This window comes from Erwinia sp. PPS120 (assembly GCF_047918655.1).
In the GTDB taxonomy this organism is placed as follows: domain Bacteria; phylum Pseudomonadota; class Gammaproteobacteria; order Enterobacterales; family Enterobacteriaceae; genus Erwinia; species Erwinia tasmaniensis_A.
On record NZ_JBLREF010000014.1, the window covers coordinates 236,855 to 252,918 of the forward strand.

At 55.9% G+C, this 16,064-nt stretch carries 12 protein-coding genes; 7 read left to right on the forward strand and 5 right to left on the reverse strand.

Annotation, left to right across the window (positions count from 1 at the left end):
* Positions 1 to 36: 36 nt before the first annotated feature.
* Entirely contained in the window at positions 37 to 1,362 is a 1,326-nt protein-coding gene (paeA, locus tag ACLRGG_RS09425; protein WP_416249476.1) for a polyamine export protein PaeA, read from the reverse strand.
* Positions 1,363 to 1,922: 560 nt separating this feature from the next.
* Here paeA and tamA point away from each other — a divergent pair.
* Genes tamA through ACLRGG_RS09440 form a run of 3 tightly spaced genes read left to right on the forward strand, consistent with a single transcriptional unit; the run spans position 1,923 to position 7,785 of the window.
* The gene (tamA, locus tag ACLRGG_RS09430) at positions 1,923 to 3,662 is read left to right on the forward strand and encodes an autotransporter assembly complex protein TamA (RefSeq protein ID WP_416249478.1); all 1,740 of its coding nucleotides are present in this window, start codon (positions 1,923 to 1,925) and stop codon (positions 3,660 to 3,662) included.
* Entirely contained in the window at positions 3,659 to 7,429 is a 3,771-nt protein-coding gene (gene tamB, locus ACLRGG_RS09435; RefSeq protein WP_416249479.1) for an autotransporter assembly complex protein TamB, read from the forward strand. Before tamA ends, tamB begins: the two co-directional genes overlap by 4 nt.
* A gap of 2 nt (positions 7,430 to 7,431) precedes the next feature.
* On the forward strand, positions 7,432 to 7,785 hold the full coding sequence (locus ACLRGG_RS09440) for a gamma-glutamylcyclotransferase family protein (RefSeq protein WP_416249481.1): 354 nt from the start codon (positions 7,432 to 7,434) through the stop codon (positions 7,783 to 7,785).
* A gap of 58 nt (positions 7,786 to 7,843) precedes the next feature.
* On the opposite strand, the gene ppa is transcribed toward ACLRGG_RS09440, so the two are convergent.
* Positions 7,844 to 8,374, reverse strand: a complete 531-nt coding sequence (gene ppa / locus ACLRGG_RS09445; RefSeq protein WP_416249483.1) for an inorganic diphosphatase — start codon at positions 8,372 to 8,374, stop codon at positions 7,844 to 7,846.
* A gap of 655 nt (positions 8,375 to 9,029) precedes the next feature.
* Here ppa and ACLRGG_RS09450 point away from each other — a divergent pair.
* Entirely contained in the window at positions 9,030 to 10,592 is a 1,563-nt protein-coding gene (locus ACLRGG_RS09450; RefSeq protein ID WP_416249484.1) for a methyl-accepting chemotaxis protein, read from the forward strand.
* On the opposite strand, the gene ACLRGG_RS09455 is transcribed toward ACLRGG_RS09450, so the two are convergent.
* Positions 10,542 to 10,811 carry a hypothetical protein gene (locus tag ACLRGG_RS09455; protein WP_416249485.1) on the reverse strand — a complete coding sequence of 90 codons (270 nt, stop codon included), beginning with the start codon at positions 10,809 to 10,811 and terminating at the stop codon, positions 10,542 to 10,544. The two genes, ACLRGG_RS09450 and ACLRGG_RS09455, sit on opposite strands and share 51 nt — an antisense overlap.
* Positions 10,812 to 10,895: 84 nt before the next feature.
* Positions 10,896 to 11,894 carry a class 1 fructose-bisphosphatase gene (gene fbp / locus ACLRGG_RS09460; protein ID WP_067704091.1) on the reverse strand — a complete coding sequence of 333 codons (999 nt, stop codon included), beginning with the start codon at positions 11,892 to 11,894 and terminating at the stop codon, positions 10,896 to 10,898.
* Between the two features lie 168 nt (positions 11,895 to 12,062).
* Between fbp and mpl the strand changes: the two genes are divergently transcribed.
* Positions 12,063 to 13,418 (forward strand): UDP-N-acetylmuramate:L-alanyl-gamma-D-glutamyl-meso-diaminopimelate ligase, encoded by a 1,356-nt coding sequence (gene mpl / locus ACLRGG_RS09465; protein ID WP_416249487.1) that lies wholly within the window; start codon positions 12,063 to 12,065, stop codon positions 13,416 to 13,418.
* Between the two features lie 91 nt (positions 13,419 to 13,509).
* Here the strand turns inward: mpl and yjgA are convergent, their stop codons facing one another.
* A complete protein-coding gene (gene yjgA, locus ACLRGG_RS09470) occupies positions 13,510 to 14,055 on the reverse strand; it encodes a ribosome biogenesis factor YjgA (RefSeq protein WP_416249489.1) in 546 nt (181 codons plus the stop codon).
* Positions 14,056 to 14,218: 163 nt separating this feature from the next.
* Here yjgA and pmbA point away from each other — a divergent pair, with 163 nt between their 5' ends.
* Both pmbA and cybC read left to right on the forward strand, forming a co-directional pair.
* A complete protein-coding gene (pmbA, locus tag ACLRGG_RS09475; protein ID WP_416249490.1) occupies positions 14,219 to 15,559 on the forward strand; it encodes a metalloprotease PmbA in 1,341 nt (446 codons plus the stop codon).
* 102 nt (positions 15,560 to 15,661) lie between these two features.
* Entirely contained in the window at positions 15,662 to 16,045 is a 384-nt protein-coding gene (gene cybC, locus ACLRGG_RS09480; protein ID WP_416249492.1) for a cytochrome b562, read from the forward strand.
* Positions 16,046 to 16,064 lie beyond the last annotated feature (19 nt).

Below are 16,064 nucleotides of genomic sequence, written 5' to 3' on the forward strand. Positions count from 1 at the left end.
CCTGTTTCTGGCAACCCTGAATGTCTGACAGGCTGATTATTCTTCCGCTGCATCAGGCAGCACCGGAGCCGCCGGTGGACGCGCAACGATGCGGGTAACCAGCAGCTGATCGATACGGTAGCTGTCGATATCGACTACCTCAAACTTGTAGCCGTGAAACTTAACGAAATCAGTGCGCTTCGGGATTTTACGCAGCATAAACATCATAAAGCCGCCGATGGTTTCATAGTTGCCTGACTGCGGAAACTCGTCAATATCCAGCACGCGCATGACGTCATCTATCGGCGTACCGCCTTCGACCAGCCATGAGTTTTCATCACGGGCGACAATCTGCTCTTCCATTCCCTGACCGACCAAATCGCCCATCAGCGTGGTCATCACGTCATTGAGGGTAATGATCCCCACCACCAGCGCATACTCATTCATGATCACCGCAAAGTCTTCCCCGGCGGTTTTGAAACTTTCCAGCGCTTCCGACAGCGTCAGGGTGTCCGGCACGATGAGCGCGGAGCGGATCTGTACGCCGCTGTTCAGCGCCATGCTCTGGTGCCCCAGTACGCGCAGCAGCAGCTCTTTAGAGTCCACATAGCCCACGATATGGTCGATATCCTGATTACATACGAGGAACTTAGAGTGGGGATGATTGGCGATTTTTTTCTTCAGACTCTCTTCGTCTTCGTGCAGATCAAACCACACGACGTTTTCACGCGAGGTCATCGATGACGGAACGGTGCGTGACTCCAGTTCGAACACGTTTTCAATCAGTTCATGTTCCTGCTTACGCAGTACGCCCGCCAGCGCACCGGCTTCCACCACCGCGTAAATATCGTCAGAAGTGATGTCGTCTTTACGCACCAGCGGGATTTTAAACAGGCGAAAAATAATATTGGCTCCGCCGTTAAAGAACCACACCAGCGGGCGGAAAATAAACAGGCACAGCCGCATTGGGTTGATGATTTTGAGGGCAATGACCTCGGGGGCAATCATACCCAAACGCTTAGGGAACAGATCGGCAAACAGAATAAACAGGCTGGTCACCAGGGTGAAGGAGCAGATAAAGCTAAGCTGTTCGGCTCGCTCCGGGCTGGCAAAGCGGAGAAAAAGCGAGCGGAAGGCAGGCGAAAAGGCCGAGTCGCCGACGATACCGCCGAGAATGGCGACCGCGTTCAGCCCAATTTGCACCACGGTAAAGAACATCCCCGGCGTTTCCTGCATATTCAGCACACGCTGGGCGTTGATATTGCCCTCGTTGGCCAGCAGTTTCAGTTTAATTTTGCGTGCCGCCGCCAGCGAGATTTCTGAAAGAGAGAAAAATGAACTGACCGCAATCAGCAGTAAGATGACAAGCAAGCTGTCTAACATAGAACATCCATAATATGGCTCGATTCAGTAGCAATCAGAGTGAAGCGCCTGAAACCTGGCCTTGGGTTAATCACCTGTCATTTTTGGCCTGGGCAGCGCATAAGGTTCTGCGAACGTGAGATGCCGTTCAGTCAGGGTCGGCTGTCCGTGCCAAAAATGTCTGCATCGGGTAATAAAGCCGGGGCAGAAATGTATCGACGGTCCGCATCGCGGTCCGTGCTGGGGATTATAGCCGTGGTGGCGAGTGCTTACAATTACGGCGCTCGACAGACTCGCTTTCGTCCCGGTCGCCATCGCGTGTGGCGCGCTTTACGAAGCGAGAGCTTCTCCTGTAAGCCTCTCTCTTCCCTGACAGCCCGATTTACATTCGATCACGATCATATGTTGTATCATGTCAATTCTTTACGCACAATAAGTGAAAATTTTAGCTTTATCGGTGAAAGAAGGGTGAAATCAGCCAAAACTTTGCCATGATTAACACCACCCTGAACTTCAGGACGAGTAACCAGAAGATGTCATGCCCATCTGGACCAGGGTCGGCTATAAAACCAGGAGTAAGCGTGCCACGTATCCATCTTTACTGCGTGATCTGTCTGATCGCTGCCGCACCCGCTGTAGAGGCTGCGACCGTGCGATTGCAGGTGACAGGGTTATCCGGGGAATTACAGAAAAACGTGCGGGCGAGGCTTTCGACCATCTCCAGCGATGAAATCTCTGCCGATGGGCGTTTTCGCGCACGCGTAAGCGAGGCGGTCAAAGAGGGCCTGAAGGCGCTGGGCTACTATGAGCCCACCATCGAGTTTAGCCTGCTCCCGCCGCCAGCAGGCGGTAAAAGACCGCTGCTGGTGGCCAACGTCAAGCCGGGCCAGCCGGTTAAGCTGGCGGGCGAAACGGTGATTATTCGCGGTGAAGGACGCACCGACGCTGACTATCAGGCTCTGGTGCAGGGCGGCAAAAGCAAAATTGGCAGCGTGCTGAATCACGGTGAGTACGACAAATTCAAAAGTTCGCTCAGCAATATGGCCCTGCGCAAAGGGTATTTCGACGGCGACTTTACCAAAAGCCAGCTTGGCGTATCGGTCGATCGTCACGAGGCGTTCTGGGATATTGATTATGACAGCGGCCAGCGGTATCGCTTTGGCAGCGTCAGCTTTGAAGGCTCACAAATCCGGGAAGAGTACCTGCAGAATCTGGTGCCCTTCAAAAAAGGCGACTACTACAGTTCGCGCGATCTGGCCGAACTCAACCGCCGCCTCTCAGCTACCGGCTGGTTTAACTCGGTGGTGGTGGCGCCTGAATTCGACAAATCCCGTAAAAGCAAAATACTGCCGCTGCAGGGCGTGGTCACTCCGCGAACCGAAAATACCATTGAAACCGGCGTGGGCTATTCCACCGATGTGGGCCCGCGCGTTAAGGCAACGTGGAAAAGGCCCTGGGTTAACTCTTACGGCCATAGCTTGACTACCAGCGCGAACATCTCCGCGCCCGAACAGCAGCTGGATTTCAGCTATAAGATCCCGCTGCTGAAAAGCCCGATCGAACAGTATTACCTGTTACAGGGCGGACTGAAGCGTACCGATCTGAATGACACTAAAGCGGACTCCTCAACCCTGGCGGCATCGCGCTATTGGGAATCATCATCCGGCTGGCAGCGGGCCATTAACCTGCGCTGGAGTCTGGATCACTTTACCCAGGGTAACGTCACCAACACCACCATGCTTATCTACCCCGGCGTGAGCATCAACCGTACCCGCTCACGCGGCGGACTGATGCCGGTCTGGGGCGATTCCCAGCGCTACTCCCTGGACGTGTCCGATACCACATGGGGGTCGGATGTTGATTTTGCCGTGGTGCAGGCGCAGAACGTCTGGATCCGTACCCTGGGAGAAAAAAACCGCTTTGTCGTGCGTGGCAACCTTGGCTGGATTGAAACCAGCGATTTTGAGCGTGTTCCACCCGATCTGCGCTTCTTCGCCGGGGGCGATCGCAGCATCCGTGGCTACAAATACAAGGGCATTTCGCCGCGCGACGACGACGGTAAGCTAACCGGTGCCTCAAAGCTGGCAACCGGATCGCTGGAGTATCAGTACAACGTCACCGGCAAGTGGTGGGGCGCGGTGTTTATTGATTCCGGTGAAGCGGTAAACGACATCAAACAGAGTAACGTGAAAACGGGCGCGGGCTTTGGCGTGCGCTGGCAGTCACCCGTGGGGCCGATTAAGCTGGATATCGCCCGCCCGGTGGGTGATGACGAAGATCGTGACATACAGTTTTATATCGGACTGGGGCCTGAACTATGAGTCGCTGGAAAAAGGTCCTGATCGGCATTCTGATTTTCATTATGCTGCTGCTGGGCACAATCGCCTTCCTGGTGGGCACCACAACCGGCCTGCATCTGGTGCTGAACGGCGCATCGCGCTGGGTGCCGGGATTGCAGATTAAACAGATCGACGGCGGCTGGCGAAACCTGACCCTCAAAGGGGTGCAATACCAGATGCCGGGCGTGACGGTTAACGCCGGGGAGTTTCATCTGGCCCTGCAGCTGGGCTGCCTGAGGCACAGTGCCTTCTGCGTTAACGACCTCTCCCTGAAAGACGTCAACGTGGCGGTCGATAGCAAAAAAATGACGCCCGCAGCAGAGACGCAGGACAAAGATACGTCCACGGGCGATCTGAGTACGCCTTACCCGATTACGCTTCGCCGCCTGGCGCTGCACAATATCACCGTTAAGGTGGATGATACGGCAATTTCACTCGCCGACTTCACCTCGGGTATGCACTGGCAGCAGCGCGCGCTGACTCTGATGCCGACCCATATTCAGGGGCTGCTGATTGCGCTGCCGAAGGCCGCGCAGGTGGCCGATAAAGAGGTCGTTCAGCCAAAGGTACAGCAGCCGAAAGCGGATGAGCAACCGCTGGGCGAGACGCTAAAGGCGATGTTTGCTAAGCCTTTGCTGCCGGAGCTGCCCGACTTCAAAATGCCGCTGGACGTCGACGTACAGCAGCTACTGGGCGAACAGCTGCGCATTACCGGCGATACCGACATTGCCATTAACCGCCTGCTGGTGAAGGCCAAAACGCAGGAGCGCAAGCTACAGCTGAAGACGCTGGCGGTGGATTCACCTCAGGGACGTCTCAACGCGCAGGGAGAGGCGACGCTGGCGGATAACTGGCCGGTCAGCCTCACGCTTAACAGCGCGCTGAATGTTGATCCGGTCAAAGGTGAGAAGATAAAAATGACCCTCAGCGGCGGCCTGCGCGAGCAGCTAAACCTGGCGCTCAACCTTTCCGGCCCGCTGCGGGCGCAGCTGGACGCCGGTGCCAGGCTGGCCGAGGCCGGCCTGCCTCTGTCGCTTACGCTACAAAGCGCGCAGCTGCGCTGGCCGCTGAATGGGGAAACGCAGTACCAGGCGGATAACCTGAACTTCAGCTTTAAGGGCAAGGCGACGGATTACGTGATGTCGCTCAGGACCGCCCTGAAAGGGCAGAGCGTTCCTCCCGCGACGCTCACCCTGAACGGTAAAGGCGATGTTGAACACTTCTCGCTGGACAAGCTCAGGCTGGCGGCGCTGGAGGGCAATACCGATCTAACGGCGCTGGTGGACTGGAGCAAGGCTATCAGCTGGCGCAGTGAGCTGACGCTCTCCGGGATTAATACCGCGAAGCAGTATCCGGACTGGCCGGCGAAGCTGGAAGGGAAAATCACCACCCGCGGCAGCCTCTATGGCGGCAGCTGGCAGGTGCGCGTGCCGGAGCTGAAGCTGCGCGGCAACGTGAAGCAAAATGCGGTTACCGCCGACGGTTCCCTGTATGGCAACAGCTACAACCAGTGGGATATTCCCGGCCTGAAGCTGGTATTGGGGCGTAATAATCTTGATGTTAAGGGTTCCCTGGGCGACAAGCTGGCGCTGGATGCCAATATAGACGCCGCACACCTCGATAACGCGCTTCCCGGTCTGGGCGGCGTGGTGAAAGGGACGATTAAAGCGCGTGGCGATCTGAAAGCGCCGCAGCTGCTGGCCGACGTGACCGCCGCCGGGCTGCGCTGGCAGGCGCTGAGTATTGCCCGGGCGAAGCTAAAAGGCGACGTCAGCTCAGGGGATGAGATCAAAGGTAAGCTGGCGCTGCGCGTCGAGCGGATCAAACAGGATGCGCTTAACCTCTCTCTGGTCACGCTGGATGCCAGCGGCGATGAGAAGCAGCATCAGATGAAGCTCACCATCAGCGGGCAACCGGTTTCCGGGCAGCTGGCGCTCAACGGCAGTTTTGATCGCCAGGCACAGCGCTGGACCGGGACGCTGAACAATACGCGCTTCGATACGCCGGTAGGGGAATGGCGCCTGACCCGGGCCATTGCGCTGGATTATCTGAACGCGAAGCAGACGGTGAGCATTGGGCCGCACTGCTGGCAAAACCCGAATGCGCAGATCTGCGTTCCGCAAACCATTGAGGCGGGGCCATCCGGCCATGCCAAAGTGGTGTTGAACCGCTTCGATCTGGCGATGGCAAAACCCCTCCTCGGCGAAGAAACCGCGCTTAGCGGCGTATTCACGGGTGATGCCGACGTCACCTGGAAAGCTGACGGCGGGCTGCCACAGGGCCGCGTGACGCTGAAAGGTAACGGGGTGAAGGTGGTGCAGGACGTGCAGGGCAATAAACTGCCTGTTGCCTTCGACCAGCTAAACCTTAACGCCGGGCTGCACGAGGGTCGTGCTCAGCTCGACTGGCTGATCCGCATCGCGAACAACGGCCAGCTTAACGGCAACGTGCAGATTGCCGATCCGCAGGGTAAGCGCACCCTCTCCGGCAACGTCAATATTGCCAGCCTGTCGCTGGCGATGCTGAATCCTGCGCTGATGAAGGGTGAGAAGGTCGCAGGCCTGCTTAACAGCAACCTGCGGTTGGGCGGAAACCTGCAACAGCCACAGGTATTTGGTCAGCTGGGGTTGAAAGATGTTGATGTACAGGGCAGCTTTATGCCGGTTGAACTGACTTCGGCCAGCCTGAATATGGTTTTTAACGGCATGAGCTCAACGCTGGAAGGGCTGATTAAGACCTCCCACGGACAGATTGCCCTTAACGGGGATGCCGACTGGCGGCAGCTGGATGCCTGGCGCGCGCGCGTAGCCGCGAAGGGCGACAGGGTCCGGGTTACCGTGCCGCCGATGGTGCGGATGGATGTCTCTCCGGACCTGGTTTTCGAGGCGACGCCGCAGATGTTCAATCTTAATGGCCGCGTGGATATCCCCTGGGCGCGTATCACCGTGCAGGAGGTTCCTGAGAGTGCGGTGGGCGTATCATCGGACGAAGTGCTGCTGGATAAAGACCTTAAGCCGGTGGCCCCGAAAACTGCGGCCATCCCGATTAACAGTAATCTGGTTATTCACGTCGGTGACGACGTGCGTCTCAGCGCATTCGGTCTGAAAGCCAGTCTGAATGGTGACCTGAAGCTGGTGCAGGACAAGCGCGGTCTGGGGCTGAACGGTCAGATCAATATTCCATCTGGCCGCTTTCACGCCTATGGACAGGATCTTATCGTGCGTAAGGGCGAGCTACAGTTTGCCGGACCACCGGATCAGCCTTATCTGAACATCGAGGCAATCCGTAATCCGGAAGCCACGGAAGACGACGTGACCGCAGGCGTTCGCGTAACCGGACTGGCGGATGAACCGAAGGCCGAAGTCTTCGCTGACCCCACCATGTCGCAGCAGGAAGCGCTGTCTTATCTGCTGCGCGGACAGGGACTGGATGCGAGCGGCAGCGATAGCAGTGCAATAACCTCAGCGCTGGTGGGATTGGGGCTTGCGCAAAGTGGTCAGATTGTGGGTAAAATCGGGGAGACTTTCGGCGTGAGTAATCTGGCGCTGGATACGGCTGGCGTCGGTGACAGTCAGCAGGTCCAGGTTAGCGGCTACGTACTGCCGGGTCTGCAGGTAAAATACGGCGTTGGCATTTTTGATTCACTGGCGACGCTTACTCTGCGTTATCGCCTGATGCCTAAACTCTATTTAGAAGCGGTGTCTGGTATCGATCAGGCGCTGGATTTACTTTATCAGTTTGAGTTTTAGCAATGCGAATAATTGTCTACGGTAGCTTAAGGCGTAAGCAAGGGAACAGTCACTGGATGACCAACGGCCAGTGGCTGGGCGATCACCAGATTAGCGGCTATGCGCTATACAACCTTGGGCATTATCCCGGCGTTGTGGTGGGAGAGGGCCAGGTGTACTGTGAAGTCTACCGCATTGATGCTTCCACGCTGGGCGAACTGGATGCGCTACGCACCCAGGGGGGAGAGTATAAGCGGACTCTGGTGCAGACGCCTTATGGCAGCGCCTGGCTGTATGTCTATCAGCGATCGGTAAGAGGAAAACAACGTATCGACAGCGGCAACTGGCTGCTGCGCGATGCGCAGGAGCAGTCCTGATGGGCTGATAAACAAAAACACCGCTCAGTGAGCGGTGTTTTTTTTGCCCTGAAGAGGATTACTTCTTCGCGGCGCGTTCGAAAGAGGCGATGATTTCAGCTTTTGCCGCTGCTGCATTATCCCAGCCTTCAACTTTAACCCACTTGCCTTTCTCCAGCGCTTTATACTGCTCGAAGAAGTGGGTGATCTGCGCGCGCAGCAGTTCCGGAAGGTCGTTCACATCTTTAATGTGATCGTACTCTTTGGTCAGCTTGGTATGAGGGACCGCGACCAGTTTGGCATCTTCGCCAGACTCGTCGGTCATTTTCAGGACGCCCACCGGACGGCAGCGGATCACTGAACCCGGCTGCAATGGATGTGGCGTTGGTACCAGCACGTCAACCGGGTCGCCGTCCAGAGAGAGGGTGTGGTTGATGTAGCCGTAGTTGCACGGGTAGAACATGGCGGTAGACATAAAGCGGTCAACAAACAGCGCGCCGGAGTCTTTATCAACTTCGTATTTGATGGGATCGGCGTTGGCCGGGATCTCAATAACCACATAAATATCTTCTGGCAGATCTTTACCTGCTGGAACCAGGTTCAAACTCATGGTGAATTCCTTCATTCAGTCTTAAATCATGTGTCGCTCATTATAGCCAACTGAATATGAAAGTATCCCCCCTTTTTGGCCTTTCAGAATGCTCCAGTTTTGGGGTGATATGGCGGCTGCCGTCAGACAAAATGTGGGCCAGTAAATGGCTGCCGGGTCAGGCGATAACATCGCATGTAAATCGCGGTCGCTAAGGGTTCCCCCAGCGCCAGATGTGGCGCCCAGCCTGTGCCCACGCCTACCTCGTTATCTGAACGAAAGAACGTATGGATTTGGCTTAATTACACAGTTAATTTTTTTTGTTATATGGGCGGAAGTTCGGTGGAATTAACTGCTTAACAGGCTTAGGTCTGTGTGAAATCACTGTGAAATTGCGTAAGGAGTGAAGATTTATTCCACTATTAATCTGTAGGGTAGGCTGCCCTTAAGCGCTGCCATAGCGGCTGAAAATCACTGAAATCCCTGTTAATGAATGCTTTATAACGAATAGGTGCATCTGCTTTCTTAAGCGCAGGAAAAAGTGATCCTCATCAAACCTCCTGCTTTGTATAAGCCCCCTTACATCATCTTTGCTAAAGAATGGCTGCCAAACTGCCGATACCTTCATCTCTTTTTGGCTTTCAGGCATCTCGCTTAATTAAGGGTCATTCAAACTATGTTAAAAAAAATTTCAATACGCACCGGCCTGATCGTGCTTCTTGCCCTGATGACGATAATGCTGCTTAGCGTCAGCGTGATGGGTATTTTTGCCATTAATAAAGGGAATCGTTCGCTGGATGTGGTTAACCGCATTCAGGGGGTGGAACTGAACAGCCTGTTTCTGGCTAATAACAGCCTGCTGCGCGCCAGGGCAAGCGCCGCGCTGGCGACCCGGAAAATGGAAATCGGTATGTTAGACGAATCCAGCGCCATCACCCTGCTGGTGAAAAATAATGTGGCTAACTCGCACGTTGAAATCAAGCGTTTCGTCGACGCCGGCACCGTGACCACTCACGGTAAAGCGCTGGCGGATGCCCTGATTGCCCGCTACAACCAGTATCTGAGCGAAGGGATCGTCCCGATGCAGCAGGCCCTGGAGAAGCAGGATCCTGACGGCTATTACACCCTGCTTGAAGATAAGCTGGGCTCGCTAAATATTGCCTTTGCTAAAGCGGTGGACGATTTCAGTCTTTATGCCAACCAGGTCACCCAGGCTCAGCTGATGGAGGCGAAAAAGAATGAACGCATCCTCACCGTGCTGATCCTGTTCTGCGGGGTATTGACGATAATTCTGCTGGCGACGGCCTGGATGCTGCTACGCACAATCCTGCTCAGACCGCTGAACACCGCCATTTCGCATCTTGAGTTTGTGGCTGCGGGTGACCTGACACGCCGTCTTCCTGAAAGCGGGGAAAATGAGCTGGGACGTCTGAATGCGGCGCTGTCGGCGATGCAGACTTCACTACAGCTTTCTGTCAGCCGCGTACGGGATGCCAGCCTGCAAATTGACGTGGGGAGCCGCGAGCTGGCCTCTGGCAACCTGAACCTCTCGCAGCGTACCGAAGAGTCTGCTGCGTCACTGGAGCAGACCGCCGCCAGCATGGAGCAGCTCACCGCCACGGTGAAGCTGAATGCTGACAATGCCAGCCAGGCGCATCAGCTGGCACGTTCCGTATCAGACAGCGCCGATCGCGGTAGCGAAGTCGTTAGCTATGTGATGGAGAAAATGCAGCAGATTACTAACAGCTCAAAGCGTATCGGCGACATTCTTGGGGTGATCGACGATATTGCCTTCCAGACGAATATTCTGGCGCTGAATGCGGCCGTAGAGGCGGCGCGGGCTGGTGAGCAGGGGCGGGGTTTTGCGGTCGTTGCCGGAGAAGTTCGCAACCTGGCACAGCGCAGTGCCACCTCCGCCACGGAGATCCGCTCGCTAATTACCGAATCTCAGGGCCGCGTCAGTGAAGGGTCCCAGATGGCGACCCGAGCGGGAGAAACCATGGATGAGATAGCCACGGAGGTGATGCGCGTCACCGAGCTGATGAAAGAGATTTCCAGCGCGTCGCAGGAGCAAAGCCGGGGAATTGAACAGGTTAATCTGGCGGTGACGCAGATGGATGAAGTCGCTCAGCAAAACGCGGCTCTGGTCGAAGAGGCTACGGCGGCCACGCAGTCACTCGAAGAGCAGTCACAGCAGCTGGTTCAGTCGATGGCGGCCTTCCGGGTGAGTCCAGCCTGACGTTACCCCATCTTCCCCTTCAGGCACGGTGGTGAAATCCTGCCAGCGGGCAGCAGCGGGCGGGATCACGGAAAAAAACAGGGCGATCGCAAGATCGCCCTGTTGCTGACCACTCCCGGCAGCAATAGCCAGGGTTACTGATGCATTATCAGCGGCTTGTGCTGCCCAGTTCGTCGGCTCATCATCAGCGGGCAGCACTGGCCGAATTAGCTGACCCATTATCCGCAGGCTTCTGTCACCAGGATTGTTGACGCTTCACTGGCTGACTGCAACCGCCGGTATAGCTGGCGCTACGCCTGATGCTCAGGCGTCCGGGTACTCGCGCAGGAAGCGTTCGGTGTCTTCAACCATATCGGTATTGCCAACAAAGAACGGCGAACGCTGATGCAGGGTTTCCGGCACCAGATCCAGGATACGCTGTGCGCCATCGCTGGCTTTACCACCGGCCTGCTCCGCAAGAAACGCCATTGGGTTGCACTCATACAGCAGGCGCAGCTTACCTTTCGGGTGGCTGGCGGTGCTGGGATAGAGATAAATACCGCCCTTCAGCAGGTTACGATGGAAGTCAGCAACCAGTGAGCCAATATAGCGGGAGGTATAAGGACGATGGGTGGGCTGATCTTCTTCCTGACAGAACTTCAGATATTTTTTTACGCCTTTCGGGAAACGGATATAGTTTCCTTCGTTAATCGAATAGGTATAACCCTTTTCCGGAAACGCCATTTTTTCCGCACTGAGGCAGAACACACCCAGTGAGGGATCGTAGGTAAAGGCATGGACGCCACAGCCGGTAGTGTAGACCAGCATGGTAGAAGAACCATATACGACGTAGCCTGCGGCGACCTGTTGGCTGCCCGGCTGCAGGAAGTCCTCTTCCGTCACCGGCGTACCCGGCGGGGTGATGCGGCGATAGATAGAGAAAATCGTACCGACCGAAACGTTGACGTCAATATTCGACGATCCGTCCAGCGGGTCCATCAGAACGACGTATTTACCGTTCTCCACGCCTTCAAAAATAACAATTTCGTCTTCTTCTTCCGAGGCAATACCGGCCACAATGCCGCGCGCCTTCAGGGCCGCTTTGAGTTTTTCATTGGCAAACAGATCGAGCTTCATCTGCTGTTCACCCTGAATATTTTCGGCACCGCTGGCGCCCAAAATATCAACCAGCCCGGCTTTATTGATATCGCGGTGAATGATTTTTGCGCCCAGCTTGATGGCGGAAATCAGTGCCGTCAGTTCACCTGTGGCGTGAGGAAAGTCGTGTTGCTTCTCGACGATGAATTCGCCTAACGTTTTCATAACACAATCCCTGAATCTGCGGTTGAGCAGCAGCCTGATTTACAAACTGCCAACGTATGCGTACGCAGTTTAGCCGAATGAAGACGAAAGAACATAGGGCAAATCCGTTTATTCCATACGGTGAGGGCGTTACACTGTGCGCCGAACTTTCCTGTAAACGGACCTGTTATGCGTATTCATATCCTCGGTATCTGTGGCACTTTCATGGGGGGCCTGGCGACGCTTGCCCGCGCGCTCGGGCATGAAGTGACGGGCTCGGACGCCAACGTCTATCCGCCAATGAGCACGCTTTTAGAAAAGCAAGGCATTGATTTAATTCAGGGTTATGATGTTTCCCAGCTCGAACCCGCGCCCGATCTGGTGATTATTGGTAACGCCATGACGCGGGGCAATGCCTGCGTGGAGGCGGTGCTTGAACGCAATATTCCTTACCTCTCCGGCCCGCAGTGGCTGCATGATTTTGTCCTGCGCGATCGCTGGGTGATCGCGGTAGCCGGCACGCACGGAAAAACCACCACGGCGGGCATGGCAGCGTGGATTTTACAGGCCTGCGGGCTGGAACCGGGCTTTGTTATCGGCGGTGTACCCGGAAATTTCGACGTATCGGCTACTTTAGGAAAAAGCCCATTCTTCGTGATTGAGGCGGATGAGTACGACTGCGCCTTCTTTGATAAGCGGTCTAAGTTTGTTCACTACTGTCCGCGCACGCTGATCCTCAACAATCTTGAGTTCGATCACGCCGATATTTTTGATGATTTGCGCGCTATTCAGCGTCAGTTCCATCATCTGGTGCGTATCGTACCGGGTCAGGGGAAAATCCTGTTACCGGAGCAGGACCATAACCTGAAACAGGTGATGGCCATGGGCTGCTGGAGCGAGCAGGAGAGCCTGGGCGATGGCGGGCGCTGGCAGGCGAAAAAGCGCGTGCCTGACGCTTCCCAGTGGGAAATCTGGCTGGATGGCGAATGCGTGGGCGAGGTTAACTGGGCGCTGGTCGGCGAGCATAATATGCATAATGGGCTGATGGCGATCGCCGCTGCGCGTCACGTCGGCATCAGGCCGGAGGATGCCGGGCGGGCGCTGAACGACTTTATCAATGCGCGTCGGCGTCTTGAACTGCGCGGCGAAGCGAACGGTATCAAGGTCTACGATGATTTCGCTCATCATCCGACGGCCATTCTCGCAACGCTGACCGCACTGCGCAGTAAGGTCGGCGGTACGGCGCGTATTCTGGCCGTTCTGGAACCCCGTTCCAACACTATGAAAATGGGTGTCAGTAAAGACGATCTGGCTCCGGCACTGGCCCGCGCGGACGAAGTCTTCCTGCTGCAGCCGCACCATATTCCGTGGCAGGTTTCTGATGTCGCTGAGGCGTGCGTGCAGCCAGCGCACTGGAGCGCGGAGGTGGATACGCTGGTGGAAATGATCGTTAAAACCGCACAGCCCGGCGATACCATTCTGGTCATGAGTAACGGAGGATTTGGCGGGATTCATCAGAAGCTGCTGGAAAAGCTGGCGCGCTGATTCAGCGGGCTTAACCCCGTGCGACCTTTCCGGTCGGCAAAGCAGTCAAAGGGCGGAGGCGACTCCGCCCTTTTTGCTATTGGCGCGCTGGCTAGCGGGACTCGGCAAGCTCGCGCAGATACTGGAAGATCTGGCGGCTGGATTTTGGCGGCTTCTCAGAGGCTTTCTCTTTCTGCGCATTGCGGATCATCGAACGCAGCTGCTGGCGATCGGCATCCGGATAAAGCGTCAGCACGTCGGGGATCGCTTCGTCACCCTGTTCAATCAGCCGGTCGCGCAGCATCTCCAGCTTGTGGAAAAGCGCAACCTGCTGGTTGTGGCGATTCTTCAGCTTATCGAGCGCCAGGCGGATTGGCTCTTCATCGCGTGAGCGCAGCATCTTGCCAATCAGCTGGATCTGGCGGCGGTAGCCCTCTTTTTTGATCTTCTTCGCCAGCTCAATGGCCGTACGAAGATCTTCATCCAGCGGGATCTTATCCAGCGAGTTTTTACTTAACTCGACCAGCTCTGCGCCCAGGCGCTTTAGCTCCTCGGCGTCACGTTTAATTTCACTTTTACTGACCCAGATAATCTCGTCGTCTTCTTCTTCTTCATTATCCGGTACATCATCGAGCCAGTCGTCGGGCTGTTTAGTCATGGGAGGCTCCCTAAAAAAGAGGCTAATGCTATCAGGTTAAGCGGCTACTGCGAAATTGTTCTCCGAGTCTGTTAGACTGAAATGAACCTTAATCACCAAAGAGTCTGGAAATCTGGCGCTTTTACGCGGTCAGAAAGCCCTCTGTTAATTATATGGTAGGTCGATGAAATTACTCTCCCAAGTTGCAGAACAGCGTAAAACCCTCGAACAGGCGGTAGCGACAGCACTCGAACTGGCGAAGGCCAGCACCGATGGGGCGGAAGTCGCCGTGACCAAAACCACCGGTATTGGTGTCAGTACGCGCTACGGTGAGGTGGAAAACGTAGAATTCAACAGTGATGGCGCCCTGGGTATCACCGTCTATCAGCAGAACCGTAAAGGCAGCGCGTCATCGACCGATCTTAGCCCGGACGCGATCAAACGCACTGTACAGGCAGCCATTGATATTGCCCGCTACACCTCGCCGGATCCTTATGCCGGCCCAGCCGATCGCGAGCTGCTGGCCTTTGATGCGCCGGATCTCGATCTTTTTCACCCCTCGGACCTCGATCCGGACCGGGCGATCGAACTGGCTGCCCGCGCAGAGCAGGCGGCGCTAAAAAGCGATTCGCGCATCACCAATACCGAGGGCGGCAGCTTTAACAGCCATGTTGGCATGAAGGTGTTTGGCAACAGTCACGGTATGATCCAGGGGTACAGCTCCAGCCGCCACTCCATCTCCTGTAGCGTAATTGCCGGTGCGGGCAGCGATATGGAGCGTGATTACGCTTACACCATTGGCCGCGCGATGGAGGATTTACAGTCGCCGGAGTGGGTGGGTGAAGAGTGCGCCCGCCGCACCCTGTCGCGTCTTTCACCGCGTAAACTGTCGACCATGCAAGCCCCGGTCATTTTTGCTGCTGAAGTGGCGACCGGCCTGTTTGGCCACCTGGTAGGCGCTATCAGCGGAGGAAGCGTTTACCGCAAGTCTACCTTCCTGCTGGATTCGATGGGCCAGCAGATCCTGCCTGAGTGGCTGACCATTCAGGAGCGGCCACACCTGCTGAAAGGTCTGGCTTCCACCCCCTTCGACAGCGAAGGTGTGCAGACCCGCGATCGTGACATTATTAAGGACGGCGTTCTCCAGACCTGGCTGATGACCAACTATTCGGCCCGCAAGCTTGGCCTTAAGAGTACCGGCCACGCGGGCGGTATCCATAACTGGCGCATCAACGGCCAGGGTGACAGCTTCGATCAGCTGCTGAAGAAGATGGGCACCGGTCTGGTGGTCACCGAACTGATGGGGCAGGGCGTCAGCGGTATTACCGGTGACTATTCGCGCGGTGCGGCGGGGTTCTGGGTGGAAAATGGTGAAATTCAGTATCCGGTTAGTGAAGTGACCATTGCCGGAAACCTGAAGGATATGTGGCGTAATATGGTCACCGTAGGTAGCGATATCGAAACCCGCAGCAATATTCAGTGTGGTTCCGTGCTGCTGCCAGAAATGAAAATCGCCGGGCAGTAATTTCCGGCTGCGGCAATTTCTCAGTTATTGCGTACTATTATGGGATGGCCTTAGGGGCGCCCTTTTTGCTGTTCTCTTTAAATAAAAATAAGGAATTAAGCAATGCGTAAAAGTTTACTGGCCCTGTTAACCGCGACCCTGCTGTGTTCCAGTCTCTCTGCTCTGGCGAGTCTGGAAGAGGATATGGATACGCTGAACGCCGGTCTGCGCACCGTAACCAAAACGGACGACGCGGCGGAAATGAAACAGGCATTGATCAAAATGCGGGCGGCGGCCGGTGATGCCAAAACCCAGACGCCCGATAAACTCAAAGGCCAGCCCACGGATAGCGCGCAGATGAAGGATTTCCGGGCCGGGCTGGAGACGCTGACCCGACAGATTGACAGCAACATTAAGCTTGTTGAGGCGGGCGACCTCGCGGGGGCTAAGGCGGAAGCCAAAAAATTTACCGTCACCCGTGATGAAAATCACAAAAAATTCCGCTGAAACGGCAAGGCTCTGCGGA